Annotated in this window: 16 protein-coding genes and 1 pseudogene; 5 read left to right on the forward strand and 12 right to left on the reverse strand. The window is 61.3% G+C overall.

The features are described from left to right. Nucleotides 1-171: 171 nt before the first annotated feature. From recQ to BM374_RS14635, 7 genes are all read right to left on the reverse strand, one after another. On the reverse strand, nt 172-2,037 hold the full coding sequence (gene recQ, locus BM374_RS14605; RefSeq protein ID WP_092293150.1) for a DNA helicase RecQ: 1,866 nt from the start codon (nt 2,035-2,037) through the stop codon (nt 172-174). An 85-nt stretch (nt 2,038-2,122) separates the two neighbouring features. Further along, entirely contained in the window at nt 2,123-2,866 is a 744-nt protein-coding gene (locus tag BM374_RS14610) for a polysaccharide deacetylase family protein (RefSeq protein WP_092293152.1), read from the reverse strand. Nucleotides 2,867-2,971: 105 nt separating this feature from the next. Beyond that, the gene (gene metA, locus BM374_RS14615; RefSeq protein ID WP_092293154.1) at nt 2,972-3,973 is read right to left on the reverse strand and encodes a homoserine O-succinyltransferase MetA; all 1,002 of its coding nucleotides are present in this window, start codon (nt 3,971-3,973) and stop codon (nt 2,972-2,974) included. A gap of 12 nt (nt 3,974-3,985) precedes the next feature. Beyond that, nucleotides 3,986-5,287 (reverse strand): O-acetylhomoserine aminocarboxypropyltransferase/cysteine synthase family protein, encoded by a 1,302-nt coding sequence (locus BM374_RS14620; RefSeq protein ID WP_092293156.1) that lies wholly within the window; start codon nt 5,285-5,287, stop codon nt 3,986-3,988. Between the two features lie 243 nt (nt 5,288-5,530). Beyond that, complete coding sequence (locus BM374_RS14625) at nt 5,531-7,108, reverse strand: amidase family protein (protein WP_092293157.1); 1,578 nt, start codon at nt 7,106-7,108, stop codon at nt 5,531-5,533. A gap of 119 nt (nt 7,109-7,227) precedes the next feature. Further along, nucleotides 7,228-8,205, reverse strand: coding sequence for a tRNA dihydrouridine(20/20a) synthase DusA (gene dusA / locus BM374_RS14630; protein WP_177248292.1), 978 nt, complete (start codon nt 8,203-8,205; stop codon nt 7,228-7,230). A 353-nt stretch (nt 8,206-8,558) separates the two neighbouring features. Further along, entirely contained in the window at nt 8,559-11,948 is a 3,390-nt protein-coding gene (locus BM374_RS14635; RefSeq protein ID WP_244552591.1) for a LuxR C-terminal-related transcriptional regulator, read from the reverse strand. Between the two features lie 582 nt (nt 11,949-12,530). Here BM374_RS14635 and BM374_RS14640 point away from each other — a divergent pair. After that, nucleotides 12,531-13,304 (forward strand): Crp/Fnr family transcriptional regulator, encoded by a 774-nt coding sequence (locus BM374_RS14640; protein ID WP_092293160.1) that lies wholly within the window; start codon nt 12,531-12,533, stop codon nt 13,302-13,304. Nucleotides 13,305-13,596: 292 nt separating this feature from the next. Here BM374_RS14640 and BM374_RS38565 read toward each other — a convergent pair whose 3' ends face one another. The 3 genes and pseudogenes from BM374_RS38565 to BM374_RS14655 form a co-directional block, all read right to left on the reverse strand. Beyond that, nucleotides 13,597-13,749: a hypothetical protein gene (locus BM374_RS38565; protein WP_177248293.1), complete on the reverse strand. Its 153-nt coding sequence runs from the start codon at nt 13,747-13,749 to the stop codon at nt 13,597-13,599. A gap of 368 nt (nt 13,750-14,117) precedes the next feature. Continuing rightward, nucleotides 14,118-14,507: pseudogene (locus tag BM374_RS39385) on the reverse strand (hypothetical protein); the annotation flags it as partial. Nucleotides 14,508-15,029: 522 nt separating this feature from the next. Next, complete coding sequence (locus tag BM374_RS14655) at nt 15,030-15,719, reverse strand: LuxR C-terminal-related transcriptional regulator (protein WP_092293165.1); 690 nt, start codon at nt 15,717-15,719, stop codon at nt 15,030-15,032. A gap of 931 nt (nt 15,720-16,650) precedes the next feature. Here BM374_RS14655 and BM374_RS14660 point away from each other — a divergent pair. Then, nucleotides 16,651-16,995 carry an H-NS histone family protein gene (locus tag BM374_RS14660; protein WP_092293166.1) on the forward strand — a complete coding sequence of 115 codons (345 nt, stop codon included), beginning with the start codon at nt 16,651-16,653 and terminating at the stop codon, nt 16,993-16,995. Nucleotides 16,996-17,056: 61 nt separating this feature from the next. On the opposite strand, the gene BM374_RS14665 is transcribed toward BM374_RS14660, so the two are convergent. After that, nucleotides 17,057-17,278 carry a hypothetical protein gene (locus BM374_RS14665; RefSeq protein WP_092293168.1) on the reverse strand — a complete coding sequence of 74 codons (222 nt, stop codon included), beginning with the start codon at nt 17,276-17,278 and terminating at the stop codon, nt 17,057-17,059. Between the two features lie 281 nt (nt 17,279-17,559). Between BM374_RS14665 and BM374_RS14670 the strand changes: the two genes are divergently transcribed. From BM374_RS14670 to BM374_RS14680, 3 genes are all read left to right on the forward strand, one after another. Further along, entirely contained in the window at nt 17,560-18,399 is an 840-nt protein-coding gene (locus tag BM374_RS14670; protein WP_244552592.1) for a 2OG-Fe(II) oxygenase, read from the forward strand. 139 nt (nt 18,400-18,538) lie between these two features. Beyond that, nucleotides 18,539-19,498: a hypothetical protein gene (locus BM374_RS14675; protein WP_092293171.1), complete on the forward strand. Its 960-nt coding sequence runs from the start codon at nt 18,539-18,541 to the stop codon at nt 19,496-19,498. Nucleotide 19,499: 1 nt separating this feature from the next. After that, on the forward strand, nt 19,500-20,501 hold the full coding sequence (locus BM374_RS14680) for a methionyl-tRNA formyltransferase (RefSeq protein ID WP_092293173.1): 1,002 nt from the start codon (nt 19,500-19,502) through the stop codon (nt 20,499-20,501). A gap of 40 nt (nt 20,502-20,541) precedes the next feature. Here the strand turns inward: BM374_RS14680 and BM374_RS14685 are convergent, their stop codons facing one another. After that, a complete protein-coding gene (locus tag BM374_RS14685) occupies nt 20,542-21,159 on the reverse strand; it encodes a transglutaminase-like cysteine peptidase (RefSeq protein ID WP_092293175.1) in 618 nt (205 codons plus the stop codon). Nucleotides 21,160-21,174: the final 15 nt, after the last annotated feature.

Consider the following 21,174-nt stretch of genomic DNA (forward strand, 5'->3'; position numbering starts at 1 on the left):
ACGAACTCGCGAGCCCGGGACCCATGGCCACAGGATCGCGTTTGGCGAAGACTCGTGGTGACTGGCTTGTCGTAACCTCGTCTTTCCCGTGGTTATGGATCCCGGATCTGCGCTGCGCTTGTCCGGGATGACGATGAGGAGAGAGTTGGGCGCACCAACGACCGCGGCGCCCTATCGTGTCCTGACGATCTGCAGCAGTTCTTCGCCGTAGTGCTCGAGCTTCTTGTCGCCAATTCCCGGCACGTTGCGCAACTCGTCCAGCGTAGTCGGCCAGGCGCGGACGATGCCGTCAATGGTGGCATCGTGCAGCACGACATAGGCGGGCACGCCGCGCTCGCGCGCCACATCCGAGCGCCAGGACCGCAGCCGCGCACGCAATTCCGGATCGACATCGCCCTGCGGAGCGTTCGCTGCCGGCGCAAGGTCGCCGCGCCGGGATTTTGCACGGCTCGCGCGGACACGAGTGCCTGGCGCTTCCTCGCGCAGCCACACCTCAGTCTCCCCGCGCAGCACGCCGCGCGCGGACTCCGTCAATTTCAGCGCGCCGAAGGCCTCACTGTCGCTCTGCAAGTGCCCCATCGCCACCAACTGCCGCAGTACGGTCCGCCACTGCTTCTCGTTGAGCTCGCGCCCGATGCCGAACACCGAGAGCTTGTCGTGGCCGAACTGAGTCACCTTCTCGCTCAGGCGACCGATCAGCACGTCGATCAGATGCATCGCGCCGAAGCGTTGTCCGGTGCGATAGACGCAGGATAGCAGCTTCTGCGCCAGCACCTTGCCGTCACGCATCTTGGGTGGCGTCAGGCAATTGTCGCAATTGCCGCAATTCTCGGCGGTCACGACCTCGCCGAAATAAGCGAGCAGCCGCTTGCGCCGGCATTGCGCGGTCTCGGCGAGCCCGACCAGAGCATCGAGCTTGCCGATCGAGACGCGCTTGAAATCGTCGGAGCCGGTGGATTCGTCGATCATGCGGCGCTGCTGCACGATGTCCGAAAGTCCATACGCCATCCAGGCTGCGGACGGCTTGCCGTCGCGCCCGGCGCGCCCGGTCTCCTGGTAGTAGGCCTCGATGCTCTTGGGCAGGTCGAGATGAGCGACGAAACGCACGTCCGGCTTGTCGATGCCCATGCCGAAGGCGATGGTCGCGACGATCACGATACCGTCCTCATTGAGGAAGCGATCCTGGTTGCGCGAGCGCACGCTGCCGTCGAGCCCGGCGTGATAGGGCAGCGCTGCGATGCCGGCGTCGGCGAGCGCGGCGGCGACCTCCTCGACGCGGTTGCGCGACAGGCAATAGACCACGCCGGCGTCACCCGCATGGCGCTCCCGGATGAACTCCTTCAGCTGCGACACCGCACTGCGCTTGTCGACGATCTCGTAGCGTATATTCGGACGGTCGAAACTGGAGACGAATTGCGGGCTGTCTGTCAGCTGGAGTCGCTGAACGATCTCTTTCCGCGTCAATTCGTCAGCGGTCGCGGTCAGCGCGATGCGCGGCACGTCGGGAAAGCGCTCGGCGATGATGGAAAGGCCGACATATTCAGGCCGGAAATCATGCCCCCATTGCGACACGCAATGCGCTTCGTCGATCGCGAACAGCGCCACTCTGGCCTGCGCCAGCATCGACAGGCAGCGTGGCGTTACCAGGCGTTCCGGCGCGACATAGAGCAGGTTGAGATCGCCCGCGATCAAGCGCCGTTCGATATCGGAAGCTTCCTGCAATGTCAGTGACGAGTTCAGCGCGGCGGCATTAACGCCGGCCTCGATCAAGCCGGCGACCTGGTCGCGCATCAGTGCGATCAGCGGCGAGACCACGATGCCGCAGCCTTCGCGCAACAGGGACGGCAATTGATAGCACAAGGACTTTCCGCCGCCGGTCGGCATCAGCACCAGGCAATTGCCGCCATTGGTGACATGCCGGATGATCTCGGCCTGGGCACCGCGGAAACCCGGCAGGCCAAACACCGAATGCAACACCGACAGCGCATCACGGCCATCGGCTGGCACTGACAGCGGAGCTGTGGAAGGGGCGGACATGGGCGTTGGCTGGGGCTTCAAAAGATTCGTCACAACGCCAGTCGCATGACAGGGCTGGCGTGGCAAGACTGTTTGGGAGCCGAAGCTACGCTCCGATCCTGCGCAACGCCTCGACGACCGTCACGATCGGCATGTTGCGCCGTTCCGCCGCCTTCAGCGCGTGGCGCAGCAGGGTCGGCGTGCACCCATAGGGGCTCGGCTGGTCGACGATGTCATGGCCGTAGAAAATCAGCCAGCCGCCGCTGGCAACCGCCTCGTCGAAATAACGATCGACGCCCCTCGTATCGATCTCGCAGTCGATCAGCGGCGAGGCGCGCAGAAACTGGAGATCGATGACGTCGCTGTTGACGCCGGGAAGGATGCCACGCGCCGAGCGGAAGGTTTTCGCGAGCTGGGATTTGCGCCAGACCGAGGCGAGGCCATAGGGATAGGCGAAATTCTCCAGCCGGATCGAACAATCGATGCCGTGAAAATAGCTGCAGTTGCGCTCGATCTCGCGCGCCATTGCGCTCTCGTCGAGATCGACCGCGCGCAAATGCGAGAAGGTGTGGCAGCCAATCTCGTGACCCGCGCGATGCAGCCGGACGATCGCATCGTTGGATAGCCCGTGCCAATGATCTCCAGGCTGGTCGATCAGACTGCCGGCAAGGTAGAACGTGCCGCGCCCACCGTGCGCTTCCAGCAGCGCGGCGCCCTCGCTTGCAGCGCTGTCAGGCGCGTCATCGAAAGTAAAGCTCACCATCGGTGCATACATCGGCAATCGGTGCGGCGCGGCACGGAAATGCCGGGCCAGCCGATTGCTCAAGCGTCCGTTGAGGTCCGACAGCAAGTGTGCATTCCCTGTGATTCCACGTTTCTGTACTGAAACATTTGCACGTGGTCCGAGGCAAGCTTAACGCCTGAGTAATCCTAACGTGGAACCAGACGTCCCGGGTTAACGCGCGAGTAGCGGAGCATCGGCGGCCGCGCCAAGATATTGCAGCCAATTGCGGAAAAGCGCGGCTGCAGCGGTACCCGCGGCAATATCCGCGCGCAAGGTCAGCGCAGGCAGCTCGTTGGCCAGCGCCGGATGACGCTGGTGCCTCGCCCGCTTTTCGAAGCGCGCCAGCTTCTCTTCCGTCGCCGCGTCGAAATAGCTCAGAGGAAGGGCCGGATAGACCTCGCGTTCGCGCGCGAGGTAACGGCCGATGTCGCGCAGATATTCGCGCTGGAGCGACAGCGCATCGTATTCGGGATGGCCCTGGAAGAACACGAAACGGCTGGCATATTGCCGGGTAAAGACGTCGACCCCAGCTTGGGCCGATCGGGTCAGCACCTGATAGCCGGCCTGCGTGAGATCGTCCTCCGTGACTTCGTTGAGGCGAGAATGCGAAATCTTGAGTGGTGCCGGCGCATCACGCGTCAGCGGATCATGAGTCACGGCGTCACAGGCAAAGATGCCATGACATTTGGTCGGCAGGCGCTGCCGTTCGACGCGGTCGAGATGCAGCACCGCGGCGTGTGCGGCGAGGCATGACCAGATCGTCGAGCGGGTGTTGACCTTGGCCCAGTCGATCAGCTCGGTGAGATCGCGCCAATAGGGTTCCTGGTCGAGCTCGGGCGCGACCGGCTCGGCGCCGGTCACGATCAGCCCGTCGAACGCCTGGCGTTTGAGATCGGTGAGATCGGAATATTCACTCTCGACATGCCATTTCGCTTCCGGCGAGCGCTTCAGCGACGGCAGCGAGAAACAATGTAAGCGGATGCGGCGATGCCCCGCAGCGGCCTGGAGCAGCGTCATGAACTGCCGTTCGGTCGCCTTCAGCGCCGTATCCGGCATGTTGTTGATCAGCCCGATGGTAAGCTCCGCGCCGTCGCGATCGCGCGCGAGTTCGTCCTCGGCGGGCACCAGCGCCGGGCTTGCGATACCTTGATCCCTGGCGATCAAGACACTCATCGTCCCGATTGCCTACTCCGCCGCCTGAAGACGGGCGGCCGGACAGGCTTTTTCCAACGCCTGGTCGATATCCTCGATGATATCGGCGGCATGCTCGATGCCGATCGAGAGGCGGATCGTCTCCGGCAGGACACCGGCTATGCGCTGCTGATCCGGCGACATCTGGCGGTGCGTGGTCGAGGCTGGATGACAGGCGAGCGACTTGGCGTCGCCGATGTTGACAAGCCGCGTGATCAGCTTCAGCCCGTCATAAAAGGTTTTGCCGGCCTCCATCCCGCCTTTGATGCCGAAGGTGAACAGCGATGAGGCGTTGCCGTTGAGATATTTTTGGACCAGCGGATAATAGGGGCTGTCCGGAAAGCCGGTGTAATTGACCCAGGCCACGCGCGGGTCCTTGCGGAGGAATTCGGCGACCTTGCGGGCGTTCTCGACGTGGCGCTCCATGCGCAGCGCCACGGTCTCGACGCCCTGAAGCAACAGGAACGCGTTGAACGGTGACAGCACCGAGCCCATGGTGCGCTGATAGACGCTGCGCGCCCGCTCGATATAGGCGGTCTTGCCGAAGCGCTCGGCATAGACGAGGCCGTGATAGGAGGCATCCGGCTTGTTGTAGGCCGGGAAACGCTCGGCATGCTTGGCCCAGGGGAAGTTGCCGGAATCGACGATCGCGCCGCCGAGCGTGGTGCCATGGCCGCCCAGGAATTTGGTCAGCGAATGCACGGTGATGTCGGCGCCGTAGTCAAAGGGCTTGAGCAGGATGGGCGTTGCGACCGTGTTGTCGACGATCAGCGGAACGCCATGCGCATGCGCGATCTTCGCCAGCGCCTCGATGTCGCAGACATTGCCGGCGGGATTGCCGATGGTCTCGGCAAACACGGCGCGGGTGTTCTCGTCGATCAGCTTTGCAATCGCATCAGGCGCGTCGCTCTCGGCGAAGCGGCCGGTGATGCCCTGCCGCGGCAGGATGTGAGAGAGGAGCGTGTGCGTGGTGCCGTAGAGCTGCGGCACCGAGACGATATTGCCACCGTGGTCGGCCACATTGACGAAGGCGAAATGCAGCGCGGCCTGGCCGGTCGCAACCGCAAGCGCGCCGACGCCGCCTTCGAGCTGGGCGATACGCTTCTCCAGCACGGCGCTGGTGGGATTGGCGATGCGGCTGTAGCGAAAGCCTTCGGCCTCGAGATTGAAGAGCGCTGCGCCGTGATCGGCGCTGTCGAAGGCGTAGGCCGCGGTTTGGTAGATCGGCACGGCGACAGCGTGCGTGGTGGCTTCGGGCTCGTAGCCGGCGTGAATAGCGATCGTCTCGTTGCGCATCGTACCACCTCCGCATGGCGCGGGCCGCACTTATTGGCCTGTGTGAGGCATGTGCGTTGTCCGCCGTCCCTCTGTTAGAGGCGGGTGGTAAAGCGGACAATAATTCGCTTAGAGATCGAGGAAGTAACCCTAATAGTCGTTGGCGACTTGGCTAAAATTTGAATCAATTTGGATGAATTAACGCGCGAGGGTCACCGGGAAGCCGGAGGCTTCGCGCAGACGCACGAAGCCTCGAACGCTGGATCAGTCCATCGTCTCCCAGAGCCGATGGGCTAGCACGCCGGCGCGCTTCTCGATCGCAGCGGCCGCGTCCAGAGCGAGATCCTCGCGATAGCGGCCTGCGATGAGCTGCACGCCGATCGGCTTGCCGTCGTGCACCGACACCGGCACCACCGCGCCGGGCAGGCCGAGCACGTTGATCGCGGAGATGAAGCGGATTTCGCCCCAGAAGATCTCCTGGACGCGCTCGGCGCTGACGGTGTCCTCGCGCGGCCCCGGCGTCGGCTTCACCGTTGTCGGCGCCAGCACCACCGGATATTCCTCGAAGAACATTTGCCAGGCGCGGATATGGCCGTTGCGGGCAGCCGTCGCCTGCATCCAGGCCTTGAGGTCGAGGACATTGGCCTTGGTCTTCATCCCGCCCCACGCCTTGTGGAAGTCTTCGGATGTGACCTCCAGCATGGCCGCCTCCTGCATCACGACAGTCTCGTTGGTGATGATGTCGTACCAGGTCTGCCAGACGCTGTTGATGTCGGGCACCTCGACCTCGCCGACGCGGTAGCCGGATCGCTCCAGATGGTCGGCGGCCTGGCGGAGCGCAGCGCTGACTGCCGGATCGACGTCCATGTCTTCGGGTATCTTGGCCAGCGCGACCTTGATCGGACTTTTCGGCTTGGGCCCTGTCAGCGGCGCCGGCACCCACCAGGGGTCGCGCGGATCGCGCTGGCTCATCACCTCGAGTGCGAGGCGAACATCGCCGATATGGCGGGCGAGCGGCCCCTGCGCCGACATCAGATGCGCCAGCATCGGCCGCTCGGCCGTTGCGCTTGCATTGAAAGCGGGAATGCGGCCTTGCGTCGGTTTGATGGTGGCAACACCATTGCAATGTGCCGGCCAGCGCAGCGAGCCGCCAATGTCGTTGCCGTGGGCGATGGTGCCGATGCCGGCGGCGACTGCCGCCCCCGCACCGCCCGAGGAGCCGCCGCACGTGATGTCAGGGTCCCAGGGATTGAGCGTCAGCCCATGCAGCGGATTGTCGGTGAAGCCGCGGAACGAGAATTCCGGTGTATTGGTGAGGCCGATGACGATCGCGCCTGATTTCTTCAGGTTGCGGACAACGGGCGAATCCGAAGGCGCGATGAGATTCTTGTTGGCGGGAACGCCGTTGAAATTGGGCCGGCCCTCATAGTCGACGTTCTCCTTGATGGTCACGGGGACGCCGTGGAGGAGACCGAGTTCGCCGCCTCGGGCGCGCTGCTTGTCGGCCGCTTGCGCCGCCTTCAGCGCTTCCTCGCCGAGATCGACGACGACCGCATTCAGCCTCGGATTGACGGCATGCATCCGTTCCAGATGCGCCTCGACGGTTTCCACCGCAGAGATTGCACCGGAGCGGATCGCCGCTGCAGTCTCGACCGCCGACCATTGCCAGGCCGGCCCCTTGGGGCGGCTCGCAATGGCGGATTTACGAGCCGGCGGAGCAATCTTCTTTGCCGTCTTGTTTGCCGTCTTAGCGACAGTCCGCTTGCGGATTGGGCCCTGCTTGCTCGAGGTTTTCGCTGCCTTCTTCGAAACGCTTTGCTTCTTCGTCGCCTTCTTTGCCACGTCCCCATCTCCTGAAATTGCGTGGCAAAAGTTACGAAGGACGTGCGCCCCTGTACAGGCGCGTTTCTGCATGGCGTGCTGGCGCGACGGAGCGCCGCACCCGGATCAGAGGCGATGCGCTAGGCGGCCTGCCTGAGTACGAGTTTAGCAATCGCATCCCGCAATACAGTCAGATTTGCGCCCGGCCGCGTACCGTGCTCGGCAAGATGACGACGAAACGCGCGCGCCCCCGGCACGGCGTGGAATGCACCGACGAAGTGCCGCGTGATGGCATGCAGCCGCGTGCCGCGGGCAAGCTGCGCTTCGATATAGGGCATCATGGCCTCGAACGCGTCGTGCATCGTGGCGTGCGGCGCTGCCTCACCGAAAATCTCGGAATCGACCGAGAGCAGCCGCCACGGCTCCTGATAGGCCGCACGACCGAGCATGACGCCGTCAACATGGGCAAGGTGCGCTTTCGCCTCGTCGAGCGTCAAGACGCCGCCGTTGATGATGATAGGAACGCCGGCCATCGCGCGCTTGAGCCGATAGACGCGATCATAGTCCAGCGGCGGGATGTCGCGGTTCTCCTTGGGCGACAGCCCGTTGAGCCAGGCTTTCCGGGCATGCACGATCAGCGTATCGCAGCCGGCGGCGACCACGGCGCGCGCGAGCGTGTCGAGCGCGATCTCCGGGTCCTGGGCATCGATGCCGATGCGGCATTTGACGGTGACGGGAATGGCGACCGCGCCCTTCATCGCCTCGACGCACCTCGCCACAAGGTCCGGCTCCGCCATCAGGCACGCGCCGAAGCGGCCGTCCTTCACGCGATCGGATGGGCAGCCGACATTGAGGTTGATCTCGTCATAACCAAACTCTTCGCCGATCCGGGCCGCCTTCGCCAGTTCACCGGGATCCGACCCGCCAAGCTGAAGCGCGACCGGATGCTCGATCGCGTCAAACCCAAGCAGCCGCTCCCGGTCGCCGTGAATGATGGCCCCGGTCGTCAGCATTTCCGTGTAGAGCAGCGCCCGCCGCGACAGATGGCGGTGGAACACCCGGCAATGCCGGTCGGTCCAATCCATCATGGGGGCAACGCTGAATCGATGCGCTAACATGTTGATTACGCTAACACTTCTGGCGACAATCCGTCCATTCTTTTTGGGGCGATAGCAGTTCAGGTATTCAGTCGATCTATTCCCGCATGTTTCCCAATCGGTTACTGGTTTACGCGACTACCTTGCCGGAGCAGGCCTTTGAATCTTTCGGGCCTCCGTTACTGCGTCGCAGTGCTGAGTGAGTTCGTGCGTGGTCGCCAGGTGAAGATGCGGCGGCGCGTGATCCAGGCCGGCTCGAGGCTCCGGCGAAATCGGTCGAGGCCTACCGGTCTGCGTTGACGCTCAAATTCGACGAGCGCGACAAAACCTGTACCAGAGCGGGTGTCACGCGGCGACGACGGCAATGCAGCGCTTCAAACCAGCAAGTCATGAGGCGCAGGTGCGGTGGTGTGATGCGGACCGCTATTGCTCTGGTTGGTCGCGTGTTCGTCCAGCGTATTGTGCAGGATTTTGACGAGGATGTCGGGGTTGGCGGCCTGCCCGCCCGTGTCGTGCGAATCGAGCGAAATATGGACTTCCTTGGGCTCAACCGTGGCGATGAGAGCGAAAGGAGTTGCGTCGCTATCGAAGCGGAACACCGGTTCTTGATCCGCGCCGCCGATCTCGGACGCAGCTTTGGCCGGCTGTGCGGCGACTAATGCGATTGCAGCTGGTTGCGTAGCCTGCTGCGAGTTTCCGTTTCCGACGCTGTCGCCTTCTGCGGCGCTCGATTCGGTTGCTGCCGATGCGTTTGCAGAGGTCGGGGGTAAATTGTGTCCCGAAAATTCATGCTGCAGATCGGCCAGTTCTGCTGTGGTCTCTGCTGCCGAGGCGCTTGCGTTCGGAGCATGATGATTGGCGCCATCGCCGCCACCCTTCCCGTATCCAAGGTCAATTTCAGCCAACTCGGTGGTTGCCGCCGCCTTTGCAGGCGCGAGCTCCTTGATGTGTTGCGCGCCACCGCGATCCGCGCCACCGGCCATCGCAACACTCTCGTCTGCTTCCGGCCCGTGGACAGAGGTCAGGTCCCCCCGTTTGTCGCTGGACTCCACGTTGCTGGATTCTGCCATCTTCGCTGATCCTGGCGTATCGGCCGGGGTCCAGGAATGATGCTCATTGTCATTGCCGACGCCGTTATCCCGTGTGGCCTTCGCTTCGGTCTTCGTGGCTGCCATTGCCGCCCCTGGCTCCGACGCGTGCGAGTTGCTGTGGTCCAGGCCGCCTGGTTCTGCCATTTTCGCGGGCCCTGACGAACCGTCCCAAGCCAGAGACTCCTTCGCATCATCATTGCCGGCACGATGGCCCGGCATGGACCTCACTTCGTCCACATCTCGAGCGGGCGCCCTTACAGACATTTGTTCGGGAGCATGCGGCGGCTTTTCGGAGTCGCCCCTGTCGGTTGCGAAGCTCGATTCACCAATCTCGGCTGCTTCCGATACGCTGGTAGAGGTTGAGTGCACCGGCTTGCCATGTTCCGCGCCGTCTGTTTCTGCCGCCTTCGCCGATCTTCCCGGAGTGGCCGAAGCCGGGGATTGATGCCCGTTTTCACCACCGACATCATTCCCCGGTATGAAGCCGGCTTCAGTCAGCTCCGCGCCTGTTTCCTTTGCGGACCATGCCCCCAAAACATCCTGTGAGTTACCGCCGCGCGCGCTAACGGCCGCTGCGATGCAAGGGCCGGTATCTGCATTGGCCCCTTGGCTCTTCGGTGTGAGACTTTCAACCGCGGTGACCGTCGCAGCATGAGCAAGCACGATCGATGAGGCATCAGCCGACCCACCGGCTTCATCGACGCTCTCATCCGTTGTCCGAGCCGGATCGCCAATGAAGCCCCCGAACCCGCTCGTGCCGCCGAAACCAGTCCGAGGCGACGCCAATCCGGTCCTCAAGCCGACATCATTCAGAAAGTCCCAAACTCCAGCGATCCCGAATACGCTCTCACTCGTCCCGATATCGGTATGGGCACCGTCGGTACTCGCCACCATTCCGGCCGCAGTCACCGATGTGACCGCTTCTTCGAGCTGCTCCAAGGTGATAGCGGCAGCCGCACCGGTCGGCTGGCCGACGAGATCCGCTTCTGCAATGGATACAGTCCCCTGCAGATGGATTTCCATTAGGCCACGATCTCCGATTTCGAGAACGTGATCGGTCGAATTCACATAGACGATCGTTTCATTGCTTGCGGAGTTGGATATCCAGGCAACGGTGTGTGGGGGTATGGACTTGCTTGCTGCCGTCAAATGCAACCAGGCAAGCGCTCCGAAACTCGCAAGATTGATCCTGCTCGGCCCAGATTTGAAATTGAAGACAGAGTCGAAAGAGATAGAATTGGGAACGGCTGCTGCGACGCTTTCGTTTTCAGTGGTCACAAGCGCGGAAGGCAGGCGGGACTCGTGCGCAAAGAAACCCGGGACTGAATGGTCTACATGGTTGCCGTCGGCATTGACGATCGCAGTCAGCTTCGTGGCCGCATTATCGCCGATGATGTCCGCGAGGCTGTCGAGCGGCGCTTTGGCCGGATTATGCGACAGCAACGTCAAATGGTGATCGTTCAGTGCGTAGAGCAACGCACCGGTCAGAGTGACGAAGGTCCCATACCCTGCGTGAATCGACGTCGGATTGGATATGACCCGCGACGACAGATCTTCCGCGGTGGGGTCGCCCCCAATCCGCGCGACGTTTGTTCCTTGCAGGGAAGGCGAGGCCCAATCGGGCGTGCTAGATCCAACAAAATTATAGTCCTTACGCGATTTCGAGCCAGCTGATTGCTCAGCGATGCGCAGCGCTTCCGTTGCCCATGCCGCGCCTGAGACTTGGCTCACCGCGCCAGAAACGTCTCTCTGGGTCAACGCCGGCTTCTCATCCGATTCCGCAACGATGACGTCACGGAGAATAGCTCGCTTCCAGAGCTCAATTTCGGCATGCTCCACCGCGGGGTCGATGTGGTCGTCAACCGGAAGCATGTCGTTCGCCTCCGACGCCTTGAGTTGATCCGCAACGGCGGCGGCAAGTAGAGCCAGCGAGAGTATGCCGAACCCGGACGGGCGCTGTAGCAATGCGAGGGTCGCGAGCACCGTCCTGTTGGTTATTTCAAGCTTCTGAAATATGTTGTGCAGATGTACTTTAACTGTCCCGTCGGAAACGTTGAGCTGGTGCGCGATCTCCTTGTTCGACATTCCTTTTGACACGAGTCGTACGATTTGACGTTCGCGCGCCGTCAATAGCTCCAGCAGGTTGTCAATTCTCCCGGTATCGGCTTCCTTGCCGCTTGACGACAGATCGGACTGCTCCAAAAACACGCTACGCTTCGTCACCAGTCGCAGTGACCGCAGCATGGCGTCCGGTGCGGCATACTTCGTGATTGCATCGCACGCTCCGGCTGCCATGGCCAAGGTTAGATCTTGGTCCGCGTCGGAATCGGTAAAGAACACCAGGCGCGTGGAGAGGCTCTCAGCTTTTGCAACGGCGAGAATCTCCGATGCCTTCAGGTCTGGCAGGGTATCGGCAAGAAGGGCAATGTCGGGTGTCAAACTTCGGATTGCTTGAATGCAGCTTGTCCCATCGCTGCACGAGGCGATAACGTCGAAATCCGGCTGTGCCTCGAGTACCGACCTAAGCCCCTGTAGAATGATCGGCTGTCGATCTACGATCACAAGCCGGGTGCGCTTGAATATCCCTTCTTTCGCAGACGTGTCTAACATGGACCCTGCCTCGACCCGGCCGTCTATGTCCTTCGGCATATAGCCGAGACCGAGCGAGGACATTAAAATTCAACTAAACGAAGAAAGAAAGTGATTTAATTGATTTAACCATACTTAAAATCGCGAATTTTGGCGTGCAAAATTTGTTCATTTTGCCGAACTGCGTTCGTTTGCCAAATAGGGCGACGCTGAGCCGTTGGGTTCGCTTCGAGTGCGCGCTCGAACGGGTCTCGGCTGCCATTGCAAAACTTGTTAGTCCCGGCGACCGAAATCATTCTACAAATTGCTCGACCCTGCGACGACTTTCAGATCGCGCTCGCGATGTGCATCTCACGCCTACTCCTCGCCGCCGACAGCCTGTTGGGAGAATGATCGTGGTTGAGATGCCGTTTGGCCCCCGTGCAAGGCGCCATCGGCGAGTTGACGCTATTATTGATTGTGCGTCGGCGACAGTTCTGCATTAACGCAGGTTGGAGTCGCACGCGCAGGCTCTTCATGCGATTGGCAAGCCAACACATGCTTGGCCTTCGTCGCAGGAACCATACCCGTGGCTGCCTGTTGGATGGTGTCGAGCTGAGGCTCAGAAGAGCAGTTCGGCACGCCGGCATGAGTTCTCGCGCCGGGCATCCGTCGGGGGTTGATCCCATGATGGACCACGCGACCAGAGTTGGTAATCGGTTGTTAGCAGCGTTGCCGCAAGCGGATTTTGCTTTGCTTGCGCCTCATCTGCGGAAGATTGTCATCCAGCGTGATTCGATGCTGGTCCGATCGGGGGATCGAATCGAACATCTTCTCTTCCCCCTGAGCGGCGCAATAGCCACTATCATGGAGCTGTCTAACGGGCAGACAGTCGCCACGACGATAGTCGGGCATGAGGGGGCTGTAGGTCTGACGTCAGCGCTTGGCGGATCCCGCTCGCCCGTGACGGCCGTTGTGCGCATCTCGGGGGCCGCACTGCAGATCTCGACCGCGCAATTTCTGACAGCGCAAAATTGCAGCCCCGCCATCGCAGCGATGGTGCAAGTCTTCACGAGATCTTTGTTGACCCAACTCCAGCACGTGGCGGCTTGCAATGCATTACATTCCGTCGAAGCCCGCTTGGCGCGCTGGCTGCTTCACATTCACGATCGGGCAAATGGCAGCGATCTCCTCCCGCTGACCCAGGAAACGTTATCGGAATTGCTGGGCGTCCGCCGCACCACCGTCACGCATGTCGTGAGCACAATGCGGGCGTCAAGAGCCCTGAAATCCAATCGACGTGGCCAGCTTGAGATCGATCGGCCGCGGCTCGAAGCCGTGGCATGCGAGTGCTACAAGATCCTGAGCCGCAGAATCGATCGGATCGTCTCGCACGGCACGGTCGGGCGCGCTAATAGGCTCCAGCGCGGAGCGCCTCCCGCTCGCATGGCAGTCGAATAGCCGGGACAAGCTCTTAGAACCAGTTCGCTTTCGCAAATCACCCGCGTATATCTTGCCATTCGGCAAAAGCGCACGCGGATCGGTCGCGGCAATCGTCTGGTCCCGCGTGGAAGCAAGTTCAAGATCTTTGCGGCTTAGCTGCCAGCCAAGGGAATAATGAACGAAAGTCCCGTCGTCCATTCGCCTTGGCACCCTCGTCACAACAGCCCGACTTGTTGCGAACAAGCAGCACAGCATGAAGGTTGCCTGTGCGATGCTGGAGCGCCCACATGCGGTCCGGACTCAGTTACAGTCACCGCCCCGCCCTGCGCAGCTTGCGCCGAAGCTTTTCCTCTCGACCTACCCGCTTTCTGAGCTTCTCGAGCTCCGCGAGCTGTGCGGCCAGCGCCTCGAGACGTTCTCGAAGCAGTGCCACCGGATTCTCGGCTCGAACGTGGGTATTCATGACACGCCTCCTGATCGAGGTCTTGTCGACAAGTCGTCTACTGAGGAATCGGGAAAACTATGCAATTCCGGCAAATTCGCATTAACATGGGACATGTTGCGTCCCCAAACGCGTCACGGCTGTGCATCGAGGGATTACCCCGCCGCCGTTTAGGCATTGGACGAAGATCAGCCTTGCCAGGCCATGCGGCGGCCCGCAGCCTCAGGTATGGGCCGAGAAGACTGCTATCGGCTGGATTCGGTTGCACTCGAGATTCTCGCGTTAGCTCGGGGGCAATCGGCCTTACGTTTCTCCTCATCCTTTTCGTCTGCGCAATCGAGCCCACCATCCGCGCTTGGAATTCCAGAGCTGCCGCCCGTTGCGAAAGGCCCTTTCGCATTGCTTCCGCCACCACCAGACCCGCCGCCACCACCGGATCCGCCACCACCAGCTGTCCCTCCGGCGCGAGATGATCCGGCAGAGCTACCGCCGGGGCCTCCCCCTCCCCCGCCCCCTGACGACCCGCCGCTGGAGCTCCCCGCCCCTGATACGGACGAGCGATCGTTATCGAAGAACGACCGACTTTCGTCCTTCTGCGTCACGCGATGATGCAGCCCTCCCGAGCTTGCAATGGCTCCGGAGGTCAGGGACGTGGATAGAAGCAGAGTCATCACTGGGGGTGTCACGGCCGCAAATCGTCCGCAGGTTTTCAAAAACGCCCGCCGGTCGTCATCTTCGTTGCTGTCCCGGGTCACAATAGGCTCCCTCCGGTTTAACATTTAAATACGCTAAAATAAATTAAATAGACTTTCAACCAATAATTTTCTTTACATGGCTGGGGTTGTTTAACGTGCACCTGCAGCTGATCATCGGCAATTTCCTTGCTCATTCCTTCACCTCCTGGCGCGCACCTGCCGTTCGGGCGCAGCTTCAGAGTTGCGCTCGCAGTTTAATTAGATTAATTTTGGTTTAATAGGGATCGGGCGCAGAGCCGATCACGACGGATATTTGCGATGCCGCTGCAATTCCATCGGTCTGTCCGGGACATGGAGATCTGGAGCGCGACCAGCGAGGGCTTCTCGTTCGTGATCAGCTTCGGAAGCCCCACGGGCCCCGGCTTTCATGGACGATCCGGTTATTTGGCGAGTTGGCGTCCGCTCCACAAAAACCAGGCTGCAATCAAGATTGGCGGCTCGCCCTTTCGAACGTTAGCCGAGGCCGAAGGGGCCTGCAGCGACCTGGCGGGGCATCTAGCACCACGATGACCCCCTACACACGCTCCGAGAAGCCAAACGTCCCCGTCACTTCACGCCCTCCGGATCCTGACGCAGGAAGTCAGGGGTGTCCGTGTCACGTGACGCGGCATGCAGCTCGTTTCGCGAAATCGCCAATGCCGCGAGAACCGTACGATTGCTGATGTCCAGCTTTTGGAAGATATGATGAAGGTGGACCTTGATCGTACCGTCGGCAAGGTTCAACCGACGTCCAATCTCCTTGTTCGACAGCCCCTCCGACACGAGCCGCATGATTTGCCGCTCCCGGTCCGTCAGTTGTGTCAGAGGATTTGCATCGGGGCGGGCCTCATCATTGCCTTGCCAGGCGTTTGGCGAGGCCGTTGCTTGGCCCTGGGCGGCTTTCCGCAGGGTTGCCACCAGCATCTCGGCATCCGAATCCTTCGAGAGGACGATGCAGGCGCCGTCCGAGGCCAGGCTTTGCAACTCACAATCGGCCGCGATACCGGCGAAGAAGACTACCGCGGGCCTTGGGCGTGCAGCATTTGCGGGAGCGAGGATTTGCTGTCGGCTGACAGAGGGCAGTGCGGCATCGACAAGCGCGACATCAGGTACAAGAAATCGGATTGCCTCAATGCAGCTCGCACCATCGCCGCAGGATGCAACGATCGCAAAATCGCGCTGCGTCGCAAGAACGCTCCTGACCCCTTGCAAAACGATCGGATGTCGATCCGCGATGACAATTCTGGTGCGGCGCATACTTCCCTGCCTATCGCTAACAACCCCCCGCGCAGCCGTTTAATCCGACAATCTCGTCAAAACGCGAGGATGCACCAGTCCGCTCGGACAAAACGTCACACAGTCTCAAATCCCAGACAGCCAAAGTTCGACGGCTGCGCCAAAGTAACTTGACCTGCAAACACGCGCAGCACCGTAAGAATGCGGTGCTCCACGCAAAATTCGTCGGAAGTCCTCGACGTAGCAACGCTCTTTCGACAACGCTCGATAGATTCAATCGGCAGATTCCCCTAGAGAGTGTCATCGGTGCACGGATCCCGCCTTGTATGATGGTAAACATCCAATTAACTTCGTTGGTGCTATTATTACCAACGATATATTGGGACATTCATAATTCAAATTTAACATTCGACGAAATCTTGACGGACACGAGACCATTCAAAAGCCGCGCTTCTGGAGGGAGGGAGGGAAATCATACTATTCACCAAGGCGGAGCCAGGTAATGAAGCACGAAATGGCTGCGTCGCGCATCCCGTGTAGCAACGATGAACACCGGTCACCCAAATTGGAGCTGCATCTTCGTCAATTCAGCATCTTCAACGAGCGGATACGGAGGGCATCGTTGACAATGAGTAGGTGGTCACATGTATTCTTCAGCTGTTTTGCGTCAAACTCATCAAGCTCTTATCGTTCAATTTACTGAATTGCAGAACTTGCGTAGCCGCGTGTTGAGGGCCGAGCTTAGACTGCTTACGCCCAGACGACGAGCCTGCGGGTGGAGGGCGCTCAGGAAGCGGCCGCGCGTTCGGAGGTATGGGCCCAGCCGGTAACTCCGATCAACCACTCCTTGTCCACTGGCGCAGCCGCACGAGTGGATCGCGCTTGCCGGCCCCCGGTTTGACCTGATAATCCCCCTCCTGTTTCGTTCGGAGCTAGTTGGGGACGGCTTTCCATGGAGAATGAGGACTGGGCATCCATGACCACAGCCGAGCTGTGGCAGCTCTATGATGAGGTCACGACTGTTCTCAGTCGCAGGATGACAGCGGAAAAAGCCAAGCTCGAAGAACGGCTTCGCAAGATTGAGGGGACCGGCGCTCCGGCTCAAAATGAGGAACGCCCTCGCCGCCCCTACCCCCCAGTGCTGCCAAAATACCAGAACCCAAAGAATCCGTCTGAAACTTGGTCCGGTCGCGGTAAGCAGCCCCGATGGCTCAAGGCCCAGCTTCGAGCCGGCAAGAAGCTAAACGATCTGCTGATTGATCGCTCGTCCGCGCAAAGGCGCCGCCGAACCGGCTGACCGCCAGGCCCGCCAGCGGCGCCTATGTTATCCACGGCAGCAGCTGCCCGTAGGGTCGATCTTACCGATCCCGGTCTTCTTTCCCGTTAGGACTGCCATCATCGCCACCATTGCCGAAGCCATTGTTGCCACGCACAATGTGACCGCCTGAGCCCGCTATCGCGGCTGACGTCAGGGAGGTGGAGAGCAACAGCGTCACAGTCGGAGGAGTAACGGCGGCAAATTTTCCGCAGTTCTTCAGGAATTCGCGACGATCGTCGCCTTCTGTGTCGAGATGGGTCATCGGCTCGCTCTGCTTCAATCCAGCCCTCTGCCAGGATAGACCTCTATTATCGCGCCTCAAGTTAAATATGTTAATTTCGTCCTATTTAATTTCTTTGTGATGGACGTCTGGCTTTGGTGCATGCAGCAAGTCGACATTCCCGTCGCGCCAAGCCTCAAGCGCCAGGCGCGCGGCATCCATTTATTGACATTTATTATCCTGTGAATTAATAATATATTTAATTTGGTGGCCGACGGGCCTCGAGCCGAAAGTTCCTCGTACTGCAGCCGGAGTCTGCGAAATTGCATGTTGATTTCCAGCTTCACTCGTTGAGCGGCCTCTTTGCCCGGGCCAGCTCCCTGCGCAACGAGTACGCCAGCGCAAGGCCATGGCCGCACATCGTCGTCAATGATGCGTTCCCTGAAAAATTGTTGGACATGGTCGCGGCCGAATGCACAGCCCTCCCCGAGGCTCGCCTGGTCACCACGAATACCGATCGCCTTGTGAAGCAAGAGGTATCGGATGGACTGGGGCCAGCCACTCAGCATCTGCTGAACCTGGTGGATAGTGCGCGCTTCCGAGAATTCATATCGGCGGTCACTGGCGTTCACGACCTTCTTTCCGACCCGACGCACAAATTTGCGGGGGTGCATCGAACACCTCCCGGCGGCTTCACGAAGATTCATCGCGATTTCGAGGTTCACCCGATGACCGGGCTGTTCCACCGAGTCAATTTGCTCATCTATCTCAATCGGGATTGGCCCGAAGCTTACGGTGGCAGCCTTGAATTGTGGCCTGCGGACATGTCGGCACTGGGGTGCCGTATCTTTCCGCGGTTCAACAGCATGATCCTCTGGGAGACGCATGGTGGCACCCTCCACGGCCTCCCGGATCCGGTCACCTGCCCGCCGGGTCGAATGCGCCTTTCGGTCGCGTCCTACTACTACACGACAACGCGCCGCGTCGCCGCGTCGGGTGAACGCCGCGTCCGGTATTGGGCCGCGCGGCCCGGCGAGGATCAATGGATTGAGCGAATGAGCTGGCAGGATCATTTGCGCGCGCTCATACCCGACCGGCTCCACAACGTGCTCCGGACAGTGCGCGATCGGATCTCCAGAGCACATCGGTCCAGAGAACGATGAAGCCGGCATCTTCCAGCGGCAACAGCAGGATCGATCAATGACCGGGGGTGGAGCAACACTCGCGCACTTGCGCTCTGGCGATACCAATACGGCAGCTCCTCGCAGACCTGGCTTCTCACCCGTTCGACTGCGGACGCTGATGAAACTCGCCGTCGCGGACACCGGACTGGACATGTCGGGAATGACTGTGCTGACCGAAGCCGCGACCGGCGCTTATTCCGTAACCCCGGTCCTCGCCGCAATGGCGGGAGCCAAGCAGGTCTACGCATTCACCAGATCTGGCCGCCATGGGACCGTGTCCGATGCCAAACGGCAGATTTTGGAGCTCGCAGCACCCATTGGCGTCGCTGATCGCATCCAGATTCTGGAGAAGGTCAGTCCTGAGGTGCTTCACAACGTCGACATCGTAACCAACAGTGGCCACCTACGTCCTATTACAGCTGAGCTGATCGCCCACCTGCGCGGCGACGCCGTGATTGCCCTGATGTTTGAGGCTTGGGAATTTCGTCGCGAGGACCTGGATATCGAAGCGTGCGCGCGGCGCGAGATCCCGGTGGTCGGCGTCAACGAGCGGCACCCCGCCGTCGATGTCTTCTCATTTCTTGGGCCGCTTGCCGTGAAGCAGTTGCACGATTGCGGTTTTGCGGTCCTCGGCAACACCATCGGCTTGCTCTGCGACAATGACTTCCTTGCCCCGCTGCACACCGGACTGGCCGGCCTGGGGGCGAACGTCGAGACGTTCAAGAACGTCGCAGCCGTCCGTCCCGGCGCTTGGGATGCGTTCGTCGTCGCGTTGCAGCCTGCGACAACGCCGCGCGTCGGCGAGGCGGAGGCTGCGCATCTGGCCGCATGCGCGCCCGGTGCCGTGGTGATGCAGTTCTGGGGCGACATCGATCGCGCGGCGCTGGCACGAAACGGTCTTAGCGTGTGGCCCACACTATCCGTCGGGCAGGGCCATATGGGCATTCTTCTGTCAGAGATCGGTCCCGAGCCGATCGTACGATTGCAGACCGGGGGCTTGCGTGCGGCCGAATGGGTTCGACGCGGCGGTGCCGTGACCCCGGACGGCTTCGCGCAGCTCGTACGATGGCAGGAATGACATGACCGAGCGGCCTCAGCCCGATGTCGTCCTTCTCGCTGATGGACCGACCGGCTTCGCCGCGCTTCGCTCGTTGGCTGCGCAGTGCCGCGTGGTCCAGGTCTTCCGTAAACCGGACCCGCCCGGGGCCGGCGCGTTGAGGGCATTTGCCAGGGCTCGCGACATCCCGGTCGCGGAGCTGCAGGAATTGAACCAGCTTCGGAAAACGATCGCCGATCTGCGCCCCGCCGCCGTCGTGATCTCTTCCTTCGATCGGATCATCCCGCCGCAGATTCTTGCATTATGCCGCTTCGTCAACGTGCACTATTCGCTTCTGCCGCATTATCGCGGCCGGGCCAACGTCAACTGGGCTATTATTAATGGCGAGACGACCGCCGGGATCAGCATCCACCTCGTCATCCCGGAGCTCGATGGCGGCAATCTACTGTTTCAGCAGGCGATCCCGATCGGCCCGGACGACACTGTCACGTGCCTGTACGAACGCCTCAACGCGATCCAGGAACGCGAGCTCGGCGGGGTGATCCTGCGGGCGATCACCGGCTATCAGGGCACCAGTCAGAATGCCGATCGGGCCTCCTATGGCTGCACCCGCGTGCCGGAAGACGGAGAGATCGATTGGCGACAGCCGACCGACGTCATTGATCGGCTGATCCGCGGATTGACCCCGCCATTTCCCGGGGCCTTCACCCATCTTGACGCTCGGCGGCTCATCATTGCCAGCGCCTCGCCGCGGCTCGACGCTCCGCCCTATATCGGCCGCGTCCCGGGACGGATCGTGGGGCGCTCGCCCTCCGAAGGCTGGGTCGACGTGCTGACCGGCGACGGCGTCCTGCGCGTGTTCAGCCTCCTCACCGCCAATTCCGAACAGCCATGTGCTGCCACTTCCGTCATCGGATCGACGCGAGCCACTCTCGGGCTGTCGCGCCTCGATCTTCTCCGCCGGATCGTGGCGCTTGAAGACAGGCTGGCCTCGCTCGAGCAGATCAAATGCGCTCAGGAGTAGCCGAGGCCGCCTCCGACGAAAAGGCGCAGCCTTCCGGCGCTCATGCCCCTTCCCGTCCCACCGCAGCCCACAGCCCGTTGCTGCCCGGGCTCTGCACGCGGACCCAGCGATAGGGCGTCCGCCACCATTGCTTGATCTGCGGCGTGAGGTTGTCCAGAACCATGTCGCCGCTCCTGGTGCGCACGAGGAGCACCAGATGATGCTCTCCAGAACCAACGACCACTTCACTCAACAGCAGGACGCGCGCCGGCCAACCGCGCTGAAGCAACTCGTGGCGCTTGCTCACCGCGTAATCGTTGCAATCGCCGCGAGGGGGGTTGATGATCCACGCCTCGCCCGCAAGACCGAGCTCGTTGCGCTCCGGCGCGATTGCCACGTTGACCCTATGATTGACTTCCCGCAGGTCTGACCATCGGTTGTCAGTCAAGCGGATGGGCCCGCCGCGGAAGGAGCGTCGCGCGCGGCATTCGGCCTCATAGCGCAGACAAAACATCGTGTAGCTGAGGGGGGCGAGCGTCGGGCGTCCCAGCTCGATATTCGCGGGAGCCGACCGCTGATCCCCGGGCACCATCGCCAATGCCGCACGCGCCCACTGAACGCCGCCGCCAGTCATGAGAGCCAGCGCTGCCGCGACGACCGCTGTCGAGGCTCGTTGCATCTGCCGATCCCCATT

This window comes from Bradyrhizobium sp. Ghvi (assembly GCF_900115265.1).
In the GTDB taxonomy this organism is placed as follows: domain Bacteria; phylum Pseudomonadota; class Alphaproteobacteria; order Rhizobiales; family Xanthobacteraceae; genus Bradyrhizobium.